The sequence below is a fragment of the Jannaschia sp. S6380 genome (genome assembly GCF_023015695.1).
In the GTDB taxonomy this organism is placed as follows: Bacteria; Pseudomonadota; Alphaproteobacteria; order Rhodobacterales; family Rhodobacteraceae; genus Jannaschia.
The window spans coordinates 2,161,987-2,178,003 of sequence record NZ_JALKAS010000001.1 but is presented as its reverse complement, the minus strand read 5'-3'; the positions used below and the strand labels follow the sequence as shown (position 1 = coordinate 2,178,003).

15 protein-coding genes are annotated in these 16,017 nt (G+C 67.4%); 5 read left to right on the top strand and 10 right to left on the bottom strand.

Features of this window, described 5'->3' with window-relative positions; genetic code table 11:
• Positions 1-35: 35 nt before the first annotated feature.
• The gene (locus tag MWU52_RS11270) at positions 36-362 is read right to left on the bottom strand and encodes an H-NS histone family protein (RefSeq protein WP_246952067.1); all 327 of its coding nucleotides are present in this window, start codon (positions 360-362) and stop codon (positions 36-38) included.
• Between the two features lie 88 nt (positions 363-450).
• The gene (locus MWU52_RS11265; protein ID WP_246952065.1) at positions 451-2,409 is read right to left on the bottom strand and encodes a protein meaA; all 1,959 of its coding nucleotides are present in this window, start codon (positions 2,407-2,409) and stop codon (positions 451-453) included.
• A 203-nt stretch (positions 2,410-2,612) separates the two neighbouring features.
• Between MWU52_RS11265 and MWU52_RS11260 the strand changes: the two genes are divergently transcribed.
• The 5 genes from MWU52_RS11260 (at position 2,613) to MWU52_RS11240 (ending at position 8,512) form a co-directional block, all read left to right on the top strand.
• The gene (locus tag MWU52_RS11260) at positions 2,613-3,977 is read left to right on the top strand and encodes a 1-acyl-sn-glycerol-3-phosphate acyltransferase (RefSeq protein WP_246952063.1); all 1,365 of its coding nucleotides are present in this window, start codon (positions 2,613-2,615) and stop codon (positions 3,975-3,977) included.
• A gap of 110 nt (positions 3,978-4,087) precedes the next feature.
• Positions 4,088-5,380, top strand: a complete 1,293-nt coding sequence (gene ccrA, locus MWU52_RS11255) for a crotonyl-CoA carboxylase/reductase (protein WP_246952062.1) — start codon at positions 4,088-4,090, stop codon at positions 5,378-5,380.
• A 245-nt stretch (positions 5,381-5,625) separates the two neighbouring features.
• Entirely contained in the window at positions 5,626-6,243 is a 618-nt protein-coding gene (locus tag MWU52_RS11250; protein WP_246952060.1) for an acyl-homoserine-lactone synthase, read from the top strand.
• Positions 6,244-6,260: 17 nt separating this feature from the next.
• Complete coding sequence (locus MWU52_RS11245; protein WP_246952058.1) at positions 6,261-7,790, top strand: AAA family ATPase; 1,530 nt, start codon at positions 6,261-6,263, stop codon at positions 7,788-7,790.
• Entirely contained in the window at positions 7,787-8,512 is a 726-nt protein-coding gene (locus MWU52_RS11240; RefSeq protein ID WP_246952056.1) for an SDR family oxidoreductase, read from the top strand. The genes MWU52_RS11245 and MWU52_RS11240 overlap by 4 nt, the downstream gene beginning before the upstream one ends.
• 5 nt (positions 8,513-8,517) lie before the next feature.
• On the opposite strand, the gene MWU52_RS11235 is transcribed toward MWU52_RS11240, so the two are convergent.
• The 8 genes from MWU52_RS11235 to MWU52_RS11200 form a co-directional block, all read right to left on the bottom strand.
• The gene (locus MWU52_RS11235; RefSeq protein WP_246952054.1) at positions 8,518-9,282 is read right to left on the bottom strand and encodes a TIGR02186 family protein; all 765 of its coding nucleotides are present in this window, start codon (positions 9,280-9,282) and stop codon (positions 8,518-8,520) included.
• Positions 9,279-10,205, bottom strand: a complete 927-nt coding sequence (locus tag MWU52_RS11230) for a sulfite exporter TauE/SafE family protein (protein WP_246952052.1) — start codon at positions 10,203-10,205, stop codon at positions 9,279-9,281. The genes MWU52_RS11235 and MWU52_RS11230 overlap by 4 nt, the downstream gene beginning before the upstream one ends.
• 136 nt (positions 10,206-10,341) lie before the next feature.
• Positions 10,342-11,307, bottom strand: a complete 966-nt coding sequence (locus MWU52_RS11225) for an ABC transporter permease (protein WP_246952050.1) — start codon at positions 11,305-11,307, stop codon at positions 10,342-10,344.
• Position 11,308: 1 nt separating this feature from the next.
• Positions 11,309-11,941 carry a LysE family translocator gene (locus MWU52_RS11220; RefSeq protein ID WP_246952048.1) on the bottom strand — a complete coding sequence of 211 codons (633 nt, stop codon included), beginning with the start codon at positions 11,939-11,941 and terminating at the stop codon, positions 11,309-11,311.
• Positions 11,941-13,098: an ABC transporter permease gene (locus MWU52_RS11215; RefSeq protein WP_246952046.1), complete on the bottom strand. Its 1,158-nt coding sequence runs from the start codon at positions 13,096-13,098 to the stop codon at positions 11,941-11,943. Before MWU52_RS11215 ends, MWU52_RS11220 begins: the two co-directional genes overlap by 1 nt.
• A complete protein-coding gene (locus MWU52_RS11210) occupies positions 13,095-14,642 on the bottom strand; it encodes an ABC transporter ATP-binding protein (protein ID WP_246952044.1) in 1,548 nt (515 codons plus the stop codon). The genes MWU52_RS11215 and MWU52_RS11210 overlap by 4 nt, the downstream gene beginning before the upstream one ends.
• Positions 14,639-15,001, bottom strand: a complete 363-nt coding sequence (locus MWU52_RS11205; RefSeq protein ID WP_246952042.1) for a hypothetical protein — start codon at positions 14,999-15,001, stop codon at positions 14,639-14,641. The genes MWU52_RS11210 and MWU52_RS11205 overlap by 4 nt, the downstream gene beginning before the upstream one ends.
• Positions 15,001-15,996 carry a BMP family ABC transporter substrate-binding protein gene (locus tag MWU52_RS11200; protein ID WP_246952040.1) on the bottom strand — a complete coding sequence of 332 codons (996 nt, stop codon included), beginning with the start codon at positions 15,994-15,996 and terminating at the stop codon, positions 15,001-15,003. Before MWU52_RS11200 ends, MWU52_RS11205 begins: the two co-directional genes overlap by 1 nt.
• Between the last annotated feature and the right edge of the window lie 21 nt (positions 15,997-16,017).

Here is a 16,017-nt window from a genome sequence, read left to right as displayed (position 1 = left end):
GATCGCCCCCTTTTCCGTCTAATCCGATGAAAGGTCTAGACCGCCATGTCCTCGGGCTTGGCGCCGCCGGCCAGGGCTTCCTTGTACCAGCCGGGCTGACGCCCGCGTCCCGACCAGGTGATCGACCCATTCTCGGGGTGGCGATACTTCGCCGGGGCCTTGGCGCGCCCGCCCGTATTGCGCTTGCCGGACTTTCCGCCCGCCAGGTCGTCGAAGGAATAGCCTTCCTTGGCGAGCATCGCATCGATTTCGGCGCGCAATTCCTTCAGACGGCGGCCGTCATATTCCGATTGCGCACGCGCGATCTCCTGCAGGCGGGCCTCGGTCTCGTTCCGCTCTTTCTCGAGTTCATCGCGTGTCATCTTTTCGTATTTCGCCATTCCAAGTTTCCCGGTTTCTGGATTTCCCCACCCTGTCTTATGAATGGAATCATCCAGAAATCAAGAACGTTCATTCCGCCGCCATCCGATCGGGATCGGCGAGTTCGATGATATCGGCCATAATGGCATTCAACTCGAAGTCCTTGGGCGTATAGACGGCGGCCACACCCATGGCCCGCAGCCGCGCGGCGTCCTCCTCGGGGATGATGCCGCCGACGATCAGCGGGACATGCCCCAGCCCGCCAGTGCGCATCCGCGTCACCAGATCCTTGACCAGCGGAATGTGGCTGCCCGACAGGATGGACAGGCCCACGACATGCGCGCCCGTCTCGGCGGCCGCGGCGACGATGGCCTCCGGCGTCAGGCGGATGCCCTCGTACCGGATCGTCATTCCGCAATCGCGCGCGCGCACGGCGATCTGCTCGGCGCCGTTGGAATGTCCGTCCAGCCCGGGCTTGCCCATCAGGAACGAGAGCCGTCGCCCCAAGCGGTCCGACACGGCATCGACCGCCGCGCGCAGTGCCTCCAATCCGTCGGTGCGGTTCGAGGGCGCGTCCGAAACCCCGGTCGGACCACGATATTCCCCATGAACCGCGCGCATCACGCCGGCCCATTCGCCGGTCGTCACGCCGGCCTTCGCGGCCGCGATCGAGGGCTGCATGATGTTCTCCCCGGCACGGGCAGCGCGGGTCAGCGCGTCCAGCGCGCCTTCGACGGCATCGGCATCGCGACCGGCGCGCCAGGCCTCCAGCCGGGCGATCTGCTCGGCTTCGACGGTGGGGTCCACGGTCATGATGCCGCCATCCTCGCCCACAAGCGGCGACGGCTCGCCATTGGTCCAGGCGTTCACGCCGACGACGGTCGTCTCGCCGGTCTCGATCCGGGCGAGCCGTTCGGCGTTCGACTCCACCAGCCGCCCCTTCATGTAGCCGATCGCGGCCACCGCACCCCCCATCGCGTCCAGCGTCGCCAGTTCCTGCCGCGCCCCGTCCTTCAGCGCCTCGACCCTGGCGGCGACGACCGGCGATCCGTCGAACAGGTCGCCGTATTCCAGAAGATCCGTTTCATAGGCCAGCACCTGCTGCATGCGCAGCGACCATTGTTGGTCCCAGGGTCGCGGCAGGCCCAGGGCCTCGTTCCATGCGGGCAATTGCACGGCGCGGGCGCGCGCGTTCTTCGACAGGGTGACGGCCAGCATTTCCAGCAGAATGCGGTAGACGTTGTTTTCGGGCTGCTGTTCGGTCAGGCCCAGGGAATTGACCTGAACGCCATAGCGGAACCGCCGGTATTTCGGATCCTCGACACCGTATCTCTCGCGGCAGATCTCGTCCCACAATTCCACGAAGGCGCGCATCTTGCACATTTCGGTGACGAAACGGATTCCGGCATTCACGAAGAACGAGATACGGCCGACCAGTCGGGGAAAATCCTCAGCCGGGACGCGGTCGCGGAGCGTATCGAGAACCGCCGTCGCAGTCGCGAGCGCGAAGGCCAGTTCTTGCTCCGGCGTCGCGCCGGCCTCCTGCAGGTGATAGGAACAGACATTCATCGGATTCCATTTCGGCACCTCGGAATAGCAATAGGCCGCGACATCCGAAATCAGCTTCATCGACGGTCCAGGCGGCAGGACATAGGTGCCCCGCGACAGGTATTCCTTCACCAGATCGTTCTGCACCGTCCCCTGAAGGGCCGCGACGTCCGCGCCCTGCTCCTCGGCCACCGCGATATAGAGCGCGAGCAACCACGGCGCCGTCGCGTTAATCGTCATCGACGTGTTCATCTTCTCCAGCGGGATATCCGCGAAGAGCGTGCGCATGTCGCCCAGATGCGCCACCGGCACACCGACCTTGCCGACCTCGCCCCGGGCCAGAACGTGGTCGCTGTCGTATCCGGTCTGCGTGGGCAGGTCGAAGGCCACCGACAGGCCGGTCTGCCCGCGGTCCAGGTTCGCCCGGTAAAGCGCGTTGGATTTCGCGGCCGTCGAATGACCCGCGTAAGTCCGGAAAAGCCAGGGCCGATCCTTCTGCATCACGGTGAGCCTTTGCGCAATATTGTTTCCCTCAGGCGGAAATATAGGACATGTCCAGCCCCGTCAATTCGCTGCGATGCGGCAAGGGTGGCTGTATGACCGCGCCGATACGGTGTTATAGGTGATCCATGGATGCTCGATCACCCCGCCCCGCGTGACGAAGACCAACGCGCATCCATCGGTCGGCGGGACCTGATCGCGGCGTGTTCCGCACTGTCGAGATACCGCTCTGGGCGCTTCTGCTCCTCCTCGCCTTCGCGGCGGTGACCTTTGCGTCGCATTTCCTGTTCCCCTCGGTCCGCTGGTTCTTCCGCCGCCGCGCCGAACGTCTCGTCACGCGCCTGAACGCCCGCCTCAAGCGCCCGATCCAGCCGTTCAAACTGGCCCGCCGGACCGACACCATCAACCGGCTGACCCATGATCCACAGGTCGCGCAGGCCATTCTCGACCACGCGCGCGAGACCGGCATCCCCGAGGCCGTCGCCTTCGAGACCGCCAGGCGCTATGCCCGTGAGATCGTGCCCGGCTTCTCGGCGCAGCTCTATTTCGGCGTCGCCACGCGGCTGGCGCGCTGGCTGTCGCGCAGCCTCTACCGCGTGCGCGTCACGGGCGAGGCCGAGGCGACCGAGGACCTGCCCGGGGACGCAACGGTAATCTTCGTGCTCAACCACCGCAGCAACATGGATTACGTCCTCGTTACCTGGCTGGCGGCGCGGCACACGGCGCTGGCCTATGCGGTGGGCGAATGGGCGCGCCGGTGGCCGTTGGGTTCGCTGATCCGGGCGATGGGGGGCTATTTCGTGCGACGGCGCGACCTCAACCCGCTTTATCGTCGGATCCTGGCGCGCTACGTCCAGATCGCCACGCGGAACGGCGTGACGCAGGCGGTCTTCCCCGAGGGTCGGCTGTCGCGTGACGGGGCGCTGCAACCGCCGAAGCTCGGCATCCTCAGCTACATCCTGGCCGATCACGACATCGAGGAGGCGCGCGACGTGATCTTCGTGCCGGTGGCCGTGAATTACGAGCGTGTGCTGGAGGACCGCGTCCTGATCGCCGCCGGGACGGATGGGGCAGGCGCGTTCCGGCTGCGTTGGTGGATGGTGGTTCGCTATCTCTGGCGCCACATCCAGTTGCGCGTGACCGGACGGTTCAGCCGGTTCGGCTATGCCGCCGTGGCCTTCGGGCGGCCGCTGTCGCTGCACCGTTTCCGCTGGCAGGGCGCGACCGATCCGGCCGCCGCGCTCGGGCAGGAGTTGATGGACCGCATCGCCGAGGTCCTGCCCGTCCTGCCGATGGCGCTGGTCTGCGAGGCGCTGCATGCCGGGGCCCGCGACGTGAGCGCAGTCGCCGCCCATCTGGACGCGCACGCGGATGCCTGGCGCGCCGCCGGCCACGTCGTCCACCACGCCAACCGCGAGGCGCGGGAGACCGCGCTGGTCGCGCTCCGCATGCTGGAAGTACGCCGGGCGCTGCGCCTCGACGGGGGCGCGATCACGCCGGAGGAGGGGTGGGAAGACGTCTTTGCCTTCTACGCGAACACGCTTCCGGGATCTGTAGATGGGTCATAAAGTTTCATAATGTCCCGACCCGGGGTTGGAATGTTGCGATACGAATGTTAGCGCTGTTGCAGCGCAGCGTTGCGATTCCGCGACGCGGCATAGCTTCAGGAGGCACTGACATGGCGCTCGACACGCAACCCGGCCCGCTTTCCTACGACGCCGTGGCCAAAGACCTTTACGAGATGGGGGAGATGCCACCGCTCGGCCATGTCCCCAAGCAGATGTATGCCTGGGCCATCCGCCGCGAACGCCATGGCGAGCCCGACACCGCCATGCAGCAGGAAGTCGTCGAGATCCCCGAACTCGACAGCCAGGACGTCCTCGTTCTCGTGATGGCGGCGGGCGTGAACTACAACGGCGTCTGGGCTTCGCTCGGCGTGCCGATCAGTCCGTTCGACGGCCACAAGGCACCCTATCACATTGCGGGCAGCGACGCGTCCGGCATCGTCTGGGCCGTGGGCGACAAGGTGAAGCGGTGGAAGGTCGGCGATGAGGTCGTGATCCACTGCAACCAGGACGACGGCGACGACGAGGAATGCAACGGCGGCGACCCGATGTATTCGCCGACCCAGCGCATCTGGGGTTACGAGACGCCCGACGGCAGTTTCGCGCAATTCACCCGCGTCCAGTCGCAGCAGCTCATGCCGCGCCCGCGCCACCTGACCTGGGAAGAGTCGGCCTGCTACACCCTGACGCTGGCCACGGCCTACCGCATGCTGTTCGGGCACGAGCCGCACGACCTGAAGCCCGGCCAGAACGTCCTCGTCTGGGGCGCGTCGGGGGGCCTCGGCTCCTACGCAATCCAACTCATCAATACCGCCGGTGCCAACGCGATCGGCGTCATCAGCGACGAGAGCAAGCGCGACTTCGTGATGGGTCTGGGCGCCAAGGGCGTCATCAACCGCAACGATTTCGACTGCTGGGGGCAGTTGCCGACCGTGGGCACGCCCGAATACGCCACCTGGTTCGCCGAGACGCGCAAGTTCGGCAAGGCCATCTGGGACATCACCGGCAAGGGCAACAATGTCGACATGGTGTTCGAGCATCCGGGCGAGGCGACGTTCCCCGTCTCGACCTTCGTGTGCAAGAAGGGCGGCATGGTCGTGATCTGCGCCGGGACGACCGGCTACAACCTGACTTTCGACGTCCGCTACATGTGGATGCACCAGAAGCGGCTCCAGGGCAGCCATTTCGCGCATCTCAAGCAAGCGAGCGCGGCCAACAACCTGATGGTGGAACGGCGGCTCGACCCCTGCATGTCCGAATGCTTCGCCTGGGACGACCTGCCGGAGGCGCATATGAAGATGCGCCGCAACCAGCACAAGCCGGGCAACATGGCGGTGCTGGTCCAGGCGCCCGTGACGGGCCTGCGGACGCTGGAGGATGTGCTGGAGGCCGGCAAGGCCGACTGATCCCCGGGCGGGACCGACGATCAGGCGGACGCGGCGCGGGTTGCACACCGCGTCGCGCCGCCGCAAATGCGCCCCAAAGGTAAACGAATCAGTCCCCGAAGGGGCGACAAATTCCCTGATCGGACCGGAAATCCAGCCGTATATCGGCGGAATCACGTGGTTTTTGCCCAATTTTTGCCACGTTAACCTTTCCTAAACTTCAACGCGCAGACTCAATCCTGTCACTGTTGACAGGAGAGAGACCAATGATCCGCTACTTTTACGGCTCACAGATGGAACAGCATGCCGAACTGGCAGCGGAAATGTTCCGAGATCGCGCAACGCAGTTCCGGGACCGGATGGGGTGGGACGTCACCGTGGACGACATGGGTTGGGAGACCGACCAGTACGACGTTCTCGACCCGCTTTATGTCGTGGTCGAGGACGAGAAGGGCCATCACGCCGGCTCGATGCGGTTCCTGCCTACCACCGGCCGGACCATGCTGGCCGAGATCTTCCCGCATCTCGTCGACCACCGCCCGATCAGCAGCCCGGACGTCTGGGAATGCACGCGCTTCTGCCTGTCGCCCAACGCGTCGGGCCGGGTGGCGCAGATGCTGCTCCTCGCGGCATCCGAACTGGGGCTCGCCATCGGCGTGCGCCAGTCGCTGGGCGTGTTCGACCGGCCCATGGTGCGCGTCTATCGCCGGTTGGGCTGGTCGCCCGAGATGCTGGGGCACCGCGACGGCATCGCCGCCGGGCTCTGGACCTTCTCCGAGGAGGTGCATGCCAAGCTCTGCGCCGATACCGGGATCGAGCCCGAGGCCCTGCGCCGCGCCTTCGAGACCGCGCTGGAAGGGCTGCCCCTTCCCGTCCGCGCCTGACCGGGTAGAAGGGGGCGGTGGACAGCAGCGCCCCCGCCCTCTCAGCCGATCAGGCCAGTGCATGGGACCGCATCGCCGAGGTTCTGGGCGAGAGCGGGATCGACCTGGTCGAAGGTTTCGCCGCCGCGCGCGAGGATGACGACAGCCGGGTGCTCGCCGTCACCGGCAAGGCCGGGTCGGGCAAGACGCTGCTTCTGGCGCAGCTCGTGCAGGCGCTGCGCGGGGCCGGGCTCGACCTCGTCTCGGGCGATTATGAGCGCAAGCGCCGCGACCGCCGCACGCTGGCCGTCTTGGCGCCCACCAACAAGGCGGCCAGCGTCCTGCGCACGCGCGGCGTGCCGGCGACGACGATCCACCGCATCCTCTACACCCCTGTCTACGACCCGGAATACGAAAAGCTGGCCGAATGGCTGGCCGGAGACCGCGACCGGCCCACCACGGTCGAGGGCCTGACCGACGAGGCGATGGACCGGGCCAAGCGTGTTTTCGACGAAACCGGGTCCGTCCCCGGCGCACTGGCCGCGGCGGGCTTGCGCGGATCGGATTTCATCACCGGATGGAAACGACGGGACAGCCCCCTCGACATCGGGTTCGTCGACGAATCCTCGATGCTCGATGACAAGCAATACGAGGACCTGAAGGAGATCTTTCCGACACTCGTCCTCTTCGGCGATCCGGCGCAGCTCGCCCCCGTGAACCAGTCCGGCCGGATGGTGTTCGATCGCTTCGCGGGCGACGACCACCTGCATCTCGATCGTGTCCACCGGCAGGAGGCGGACAGCCCGATCCTCGACCTGGCGCATGCGCTGGGCGATCCGGCGCTGGACTTCCAGGATTTCGAACGGATGGTCGAGGACGCGGCCGCGCGCGATGACCGGGTCGAGGTCGCCGCCCGCGTCGACAGCGACCTGATGGCGCGCTCACCCGTCCTGGTCTGGCGCAATGCCACCCGCATCCGCCTGATCCGGGCCTTTCGTCAGGCGCACGGGGCCGACGACACACAGCTTCTTCCGGGGGAGCCGTTGATCTGCGACGGGCTGGAACTGCCGCTGAAGCATCGCAAGCGGCGCATCGACCTTGAGGCGCGGGGCCTCATCAAGGGTGCGCAGGTCGTCTATCTGGGCCCCGGCCGCAAGCCCGGCTTCAGCAAGCTGCATGTCGTCGGCGCCCCCGAGCCCGAGATCAGCGTCAGTTCCATCGTCAAGATCGAGCACCCCGAGGAGGAGGAGCCCTTCCTGCCCTTCGCCGCGCGGATGGGTGCGGCCTTTCTGCATGGCGCGGCCGTCACGACGCACAAGGCGCAAGGCAGCCAGTGGGACGCGGTGCAGGTCTTCGCGCCCGACCTCTATGCCGCCAGTCGCGCCGGCCGGATGGAGGCGGGGCAGCAACTCTGGAAACGCCTGGCCTATGTCGCGATCACGCGCGCCGTCACGCGGCTGATCTGGGTGCGACGCTATGCGCTGGCGATGCCCCGCAGGCCGCTGGACACGTCGGACCTTAGGGCCGAGCCCGCGCCCCTGACCCTTTCGCAGGAGGAGACCGAATGAACCGCAGCATCCTCGTCACCGGCGCCTCCTCCGGGATCGGGGCGGCCACCGCGCGCCTGTTTCTGGACGCCGGATGGGCGGTCGGCCTGATGGCGCGGCGGGCCGATGCGCTGGCCGCCGTGGCCGGGGGTCATCCGGCCGCCCACGTCCTGCCGGGCGACGTCACCGACCCCGACGCCGTGACGCGCGTGGTCGCGGATTTCGCGCGCGCCGCTGGGCGCCTCGACGTGCTGTTCAACAATGCCGGCGTCTTCGTGCCGGCGGCACCGATCGACGAGACCTCGGTCGAGGATTGGCAACATGCCCTGTCGGTGAACCTGACGGGAATGTTCCTGGCCGCCCGCGCCGCGTTCGGCGTCATGCGGGCGCAGGGTGGCGGGCGCATCATCAACAACGGATCGGTCAGCGCGCACGCCCCGCGCCCGGGGGCCGTCAGCTATACCGTCACCAAGCATGCGATCACCGGGCTGACCCGTCAGCTGGCGCTGGACGGGCGCCACCTGAACATCGCCTGCGGCCAAATCGATATCGGCAACGCGCGGACGCCCCTGCTGGAGGAGTTGGACGCCGCCGCGCGGGCGGCGGGCGATGCCGGCGTGCCGATGATGTCGGCCGAGGACGCGGCGCGTGCCGTCCTGCACATGGCCTCGCTGCCCGAAGGGACGAACGTCCTGAACATGACGATCATGGCCAATGCGATGCCCTTCGTCGGCCGGGGCTGACGCCGCTAGACCCGGACGAAGCGGAAGATGGCGGAGGCGAGCCAGCCCGCGACGATGGCGATGAACAGCGACAGCAGGCCGTAGATCAGCGGCTGGTCATGGGCCAGCGCATAGATCCACCGCTCCAATCCCACCTTGGAGACGTAGAGCGAGGTCGCATAGCTGTCGACGACCTCTCCGTCGCGGGTCAGGAAGATGCGGGCGTCGTAGTTGCCTTCGGTCAGGTCCGCCGGCAGCGCGATCTCGGTCGAGAAGAGCGTCCCGTCGCGCAGGGCCACCGCCCCTTCGACGCGCCCATAGGCGCCCGAAGCGCGGTTGACGCGGATCAGCGCCTCCAGGAAGTCGGGGTCGCCGCCGGGGGTCGTGGCCATGGACGGGCCGCGCAGGGCGCTGGCCGTGGTGATGTGCCAGCGCGCGTCCGCCTCGGGTGTCAGCGCCTCTGCCAGCGGGATGGAGGAGGCGATGGAATAGAAGCTGGGCACCCCGGCCATCTCCACCGAGGCGGTGTTCACCCAGATGCCCAGACGACGCTCCTTTCGGCGCACGACCACCGACTCCGGCGGGCCGGCCACGGTCACGATGATCGCCATCTTGCTGTCGAAGCGGCGCGGCGCCTCGCGTCGGATCGCCCCGAAGATCAGGATCTCCGAGCCGTCGAAATTGGTCGAGATGGCGACCCGGTCCTGGCTGAGATCGGCGACGATATCCTCGGCACGGGCGGGTGCGGTTCCGATCAGGACGGCCGCGAGCAGGGTGAGCAGGCGGATCACCCGTGACCCCCCCCGGCACCGATCGAGTAGAGTTCCGCCGGCTCCAGAAGCAGATCGAGCGCCAGCTTGCCGCAGACCGCCAGCACCATCAACGCCAGAAGGATGCGCAGTTGTTCGGCCTTCAGACGCGTGCCGATCCGCGTGCCGACCTGCGCGCCGACCACGCCGCCGACCAGCAGAAGGACCGCCAGCACCATGTCGACCGTATAGTTCGTCGTCGCGTGCAGCAGCGTGGCGAAGGCGGTAACGAAGATGATCTGGAACAGCGAGGTGCCGACGACGACCTTGGTCGGCATCCCCAGCAGGTAGATCATCGCCGGCACCATGATGAAGCCGCCGCCCACGCCCATGATCGCCGCCAGGATGCCCACGAACAGGCCCACGAGCAGCGGCGGGATGACGGAGATGTAGAGACCGCTGGTGCGGAACTTCATCTTGAGCGGAAGCGCGTGGATCCAACCGCGCTGCCGCCGGACGGTGCGCTGCATCGGGCCCGCCGAGCGCGCCCGCCGGATGGCGTTCAGGCTCTCGATGAACATGAGGCCGCCAATGACGCCCAGGAAAACGACATAGCAGAGCTTGACCAGCAGATCGACCTGACCCAGCTCGCGCAGGATCGCGAAGACCTGCACGCCCAGCGCCGCGCCGATCAGGCCGCCGATCAGCAGTACCACCCCCATGCGCAGATCGACCGTTCGCCGTTTGAAATGCGCTAGCACCCCCGAGAAGGACGAGGCGACGATCTGGTTGGCTTCGGTCGCGACGGCGACGGCGGGCGGGATGCCGATCATGAACAGGAGCGGCGTCATCAGGAACCCGCCGCCCACGCCGAACATCCCCGACAGGATGCCGACCAATCCGCCCAGCCCCAGCAGCAGGAACGCGTTGACCGAAACCTCGGCGATGGGAAGGTAGATCTGCAACGGGCACCTCGCGGGGTGGTCCCGTTCTCTAAACGGTTTGCCGCCGCCGGTGTCAAATACCGGGTTGGGCAGGCTGCGCCGGTGCGTGCGTTGGACTTACGTCCTTTTCCCGGTTGGTCATAAAGGGCGCGCCCCGTTACCGTTCCTTGACGTAGGGTTCGCCCCCCGCGCGCGGCGGGATGGCGCGGCCAACGAAACCGGCCAGGATCACGACGGTCAGGATATAGGGCAGCGCCTGCATGAACTGCGTCGGCACCGTCAGGTCGCCCAGCTGGATCGTCTGGAACCGGTTGCCCAGCGCCTCCAGCAGCCCGAAGAGCAGCGTCGCCCCCAGCGCGTACCAGGGTCGCCACTTGGCGAAGATCAGCGCGGCCAGCGCGATGAAGCCGCGCCCGGCCGACATCTCCTTGACGAAACCGGCCGACAGCGCGGTGGCCAGATAGGCCCCGGCAAGCCCGCACAGGACGCCGCAGATCATCACCGCGGCATAGCGCAGGCCGATCACGCTGACGCCGGCAGTGTCGACGGCGGCCGGGTTCTCGCCCACCGCGCGAAGGCGCAGGCCGAACCGGGTGCGGAACAAGATCCACCAGGTCAGGGGCACGCAGAGAAGCCCGACATAGACCAGGATGGAATGGCCCGAGAGCAGGTCCGAATAGATCGGTCCCAGCACAGGGACATCGCGCAGCGCCGCTTCGAAGGGCAGGGCGACCTCCTGGAAGCGGCCGGCGCCTTCCAGTTGCGGCGTGCGCCCGCCGAGGCCGAACCAGGCCTCGCCGATCACGACGGTCAGCCCTGAAGCCAGGAAGTTCAGCGCAACGCCGGAGATCAACTGGTTGCCGCGGAACGTGATCGACGCCACGCCATGGATCGCCGCCAGCACCAGGGATGCGCCGATCCCGGCCAGAAGGCCGAGCCAGACGTTGCCGGTGTAGAAGGCGACCGCAGCGGACATGAAGGCGGAGGCGAGGATCTTGCCCTCCAGCCCGATGTCGAAAATGCCCGCGCGTTCCGAGAACAGGCCGGCGAGGCAGGCGAACAGCAGCGGCGTGGCCAGGCGCAGGGTCGAGTCGAGGATCTGGATGATGTCGGCGATATCCATCTCAGCCCCTTTCAGTGGCGAGGCGGAAGGCCATGAACGCCATGAACCCGCCAAGCGCGCCTTCGACCCATCGGCGGAACCGGGCGTAGAACCGGCGCACCGGTGCGGCCGACAGCAGGACCGCCCAGGCCCCGTGGCACGCGAAGGAGATCAGCCAGGCCCCGGCCACGAAAGCCGCGATCACCCAGGCCCCGCCGCCGCGGGTCGCGCCGACGGCGGCGATGGCCAGCCAGAACGCGATCGCCTTGGGATTGGTGACCTGCATCAGCATTCCCATGACGAAATACCGCCATGCGGACACGGCCGGAACCTCGGCCACACGGATGTCCGGGGGCGCGACGGCCTTGCGGAGGGAGCCCCAGGCCAACCAGAGCAGATAGGCCGCCCCGGCGAGACGCAGGAGCGTCATCGCCCAGCCCGCCTGCTGCAGCAGCAGGCCGACGCCGACCAGGGTGATCACATTGATGACCACGCTGCCGGTCGCGATCCCCGCCGAGGCGACGAGCGCCGGCCCGCGGCCCCGCGCGGTTCCGATGCCCAGCAGCATCGCCACCGCCGGACCGGGCGAGGATGCGGCCACGAGCAGGATGGCGTAGGCCGCGGCGAAGCCCGGCAGGAAGGGGGCGAGGTCCATCACGGCTCCACCTTCGTGACGGGGTCGTTGTCGGCACCCTTGGGCGAGGTCGGCTCGGCCGCTTCGGGGCGGCGACGGCGCGACAGGAACATCGCTTCGACGGGCGCGCGGACCATGTTGTCGAGCGCCCCGGTGAACAGGATCACGAGCGCCTGGATCACCAGGATCATCTCGCGCGTCATGCCGTTCATCTCGAAGGTCAGCTCGCCGCCGCCTTGGTAGAGCGCGCCGAAGAGCAGCGCCGCCAGGAACACGCCCACGGGATGCGACCGGCCCATCAGCGCGACCGCGATGCCCACGAAGCCCGCGCCCTGAACCGGGTCGATGACGAGACGCTCGGCCTCGCCCATGACCGAGTTCGTGGCCATCAGGCCGATCAGCCCGCCCGAGATCAGCATGGCGACCATGATGATGCGCGTGGGCGAGATGCCGGCATAGAGCGCGGCCGGCTCGGAATGGCCGAAGGCGCGGACCTCGTAGCCGAGGCGTGTCTTCCAGATCAGGGCCCAGACGAAGACGCAGGATGCGATCGCCAGGAAGAACGACACGTTCAGCGGCGTCGACCGGCTGAAGCCAAGCCACGGCATGACGTCATAGGCGTTGGGCAGGCGCACCGCCTCGGCGAAGCGGGCCGTCTCGGGCGAGCCGCCGGCGCCCGGCACCAGCAGGACGCGGCTCAGCAGATAGACCATCAGCGCCGAGGCGATGAAGTTGAACATGATCGTCGTGATGACGATATGGCTGCCCCGCCGCGCCTGCAGCCAGGCCGGGATCGCCGCCCAGGCCGCCCCGAACAGCGCCGCGCCGATGCTGGCCGCCAAAAGCGCGACCGTCCAGTGCGGCCAGGGCACGTAGAGCAGCACCAGCGCGACGCCCAGCCCGCCCAAGGCCGCCTGCCCCTCGCCGCCGATGTTGAACATCCGCGCGTGGAAGGCGACCGCGACGCCGAGGCCCGTGAAGATGAAGTTCGTCGCGTAGAACAGCGTGTAGCCCCAGCCATAGGCCGACCCGACCGAGCCGTTGACGAGGATATACAGCGCCTCGAACGGGTCCTTCCCGATCAGGGCCACGACCAGACCGCTGACGATCAGGGCCAGCAGCAGGTTGATCAGCGGGATCAGCGCGATGTCGGCCCATTTCGGCAGCGCGTCGTTCATGCCGCGTCCTTCCCGGCCATGCCCGCCATCATCATCCCCAGCTCGCCCTGGTCGGTCTCGGACGGCAGGCGCTCGCCCATGATGCGGCCGTCGAACATGACGGCGATCCGGTCGGACAGGGCCATGATCTCGTCCAGCTCCACGCTGACCAGAAGGATCGCCTTGCCCTGGTCGCGCAGGGCCACGATCTGCTGGTGGATGAACTCGATCGCGCCGATATCCACGCCGCGCGTCGGCTGGCCGATCAGCAGCAGGTCGGGGTTCCGCTCGATCTCGCGGGCCAGGACGATCTTCTGCTGGTTGCCGCCCGAGAAGTTCTTGGCGGCCAGGTTTGGATCGGGCGGGCGGACGTCGAAGCGCTCCATCTTGCCGGCGCAGTCCTCGCGCAGGGCGGCGTTGTCCATGAACAGGCCGGATGAAAAACGCGCGTCGTCGTGATAGCCGAAGCCCACGTTCTCCCAAGCGCGGTAATCCATGACGAGGCCTTCGCGCTGGCGATCCTCGGGCACGTGCGCGATGCCGCGCGCGCGGCGGGTGCGGGCGTCGCTGGCATGGCCGGTCAGGTCGATCGGCTGACCGTTCACCCGGATCGTGCCGGTGCCGCTGGCATAACCGCCCAGCACCTCCAGCAGCTCGGACTGACCGTTGCCGGATACGCCGGCGATGCCCAAAATCTCGCCCTTGCGGATGGTCAGATCGATGCCGCGCAGGCGTTCGACCTTCTGGTCGTCGACCACGCGCAGGTTCTCCACCTCCAGCACGACATCGCCCGGCGTGGCGGGCGCCTTGTCGACGCGCAGCAGGACCTTGCGGCCCACCATCAGCTCGGCCAGCTCCTCGGGCGAGGTCTCGGCGGTCTTGACGGTGGCGGTCATCTCGCCGCGCCGCATGACGCTGACGGTGTCGGTGATCTCCATGATCTCGCGCAGCTTGTGGGTGATCAGGATGATCGTCTTCCCCTCGTCGCGCAGCCCGTTGAGGATGCGGAACAGGTGGTCGGCCTCGGCAGGGGTCAACACGCCCGTCGGCTCATCCAGGATCAGGATGTCCGCCTCGCGGTAGAGCGCCTTCAGGATCTCGACGCGCTGCTGGCGGCCGACGCCCAGATCCTCGATCACCGCGTCGGGGTCGACATCCATCTCGTAATCGTCGGCCAATTGGCGCAGCAGCTTGCGCGCCTTGCTCAGCGAAGGTTTCAGAAGCCGCCCGTCCTCGGCGCCCAGGATGATGTTCTCCAGCACGGTGAAGTTCTCGACCAGCTTGAAATGCTGGAACACCATTCCGATGCCCGCATCGATGGCGGCCTGGCTGTCGGGGATCTCGGTTTTCCGGCCGCCGATGAAGATCTCGCCCGCATCGGCGCGGTAGAAGCCGTAGAGGATCGACATCAGCGTCGACTTGCCGGCCCCGTTCTCGCCGATGATGCCGTGGATCGTGCCGCGCTTGACCTGGATCGAGATGTCCTTGTTCGCCTGAACCGGGCCGAACGCCTTGGAGATGCCGCGCAGTTCGATCGCGAGGTCGGTGTCGCGGTGGTCCGTCATTCGCTCTCCACGAAGCCGGTGACGCGGGTCAGGCCGTCGGACCCCGCGCTTCCGACGAAGACGAGGCGCGCGAACGGCGTGCCCGACCGGTCGAGCCGTGCCGCGACCATCGCGGTGTCATGCGTGACGCGCGGCGCGCCCTGCGGCAGCAGGATCGCGTCCGGCAGGTTCTTGCGGAAGATGGTCAGGAACCCGGCCAGCCCCTGCGCGCCCTGGATCGGGTCGGGGGCGTGCGGGTCCTCATAGGTGAACGAGGCCGCGAGGGCCTCGTCCAGGATCGTGTCGCGGGCCCCCGGATCGGCCTCGTTCCAGGCCGAGAGGAGCTTGAGCAGCATCTCTCCGGGGGACGCGTCGCCCATCAGTAGGCCGGGCAGTTGTTGTCGCTAAGGTAGTCGTGCACCTCGATCTCGCCCGAGGCGATCTTGGCCTTCGCCTCTTCGACGGCGGCGGTCATCTCCTCGGTGACGAGGTCGGCGTTGTTCTCGTCGATCGCGACGCCCACACCCTCGTTGTCGAGACCCATGACGGCGATCCCGGGCTCAAGCGTGCCTTCGGTCGCGGATTTGAAGGCGTCGTAGACGGCGTTGTCCACGCGCTTGACCATCGAGGTCAGGACCTCGCCCGGATGCAGGTGGTTCTGGTTGCTGTCGACGCCGATCGACAGGATGTCGGCGTCGGCCGCGGCCTGCAGCACGCCGATGCCGGTGCCGCCGGCAGCGGCGAAGACGACGTCCGATCCCTGGCTGATCTGGCTGCGGGTCAGCTCGGCGCCCTTGACCGGGTCGTTCCAGGCGGTGGGCGTGGTGCCCGTCATGTTGACGATGACGTTGGCGTCGGGGTTCACCGCTTTGACGCCCTGGGCATAGCCGCAGGCGAACTTGGAGATGAGCGGCACGTCCATCCCGCCGACGAAGCTGACGGTGCCCGTCTCGGACGCCATCGCGGCCATCATGCCGACCAGATAGCTGCCCTCATGCTCGGAGAACACGACCGACTTCACGTTCGGTGCGTCGACCACCATGTCGACGATCACGAACTCGGTTTCGGGATAGTCCGGCGCGACCGCTTCCAGGGTCGAGCCGTTGGCGAAGCCCAGGACCACGACCGGGTTCGCGCCGCGCTCGGCCATGCGGCGCATGGTCTGTTCGCGCTGCGCCTCGTTGGCCAGTTCGGTCTCGACATAGTCGGAGCCGGTCTCCTCGGCCCACCGCTGCGCGCCGTTGAAGGCGCTCTCGTTGAACGACTTGTCGAACTTGCCGCCCAGGTCGATGATCAGGCCCGGCTCGGCCGTGGCCATGCCGGCGGTCAGGGCGATGGTCGCCGCCGCACCCAGAAGGGTCTTGGTGATTGTCATTGGTCTCTCCCGTCGAATGGG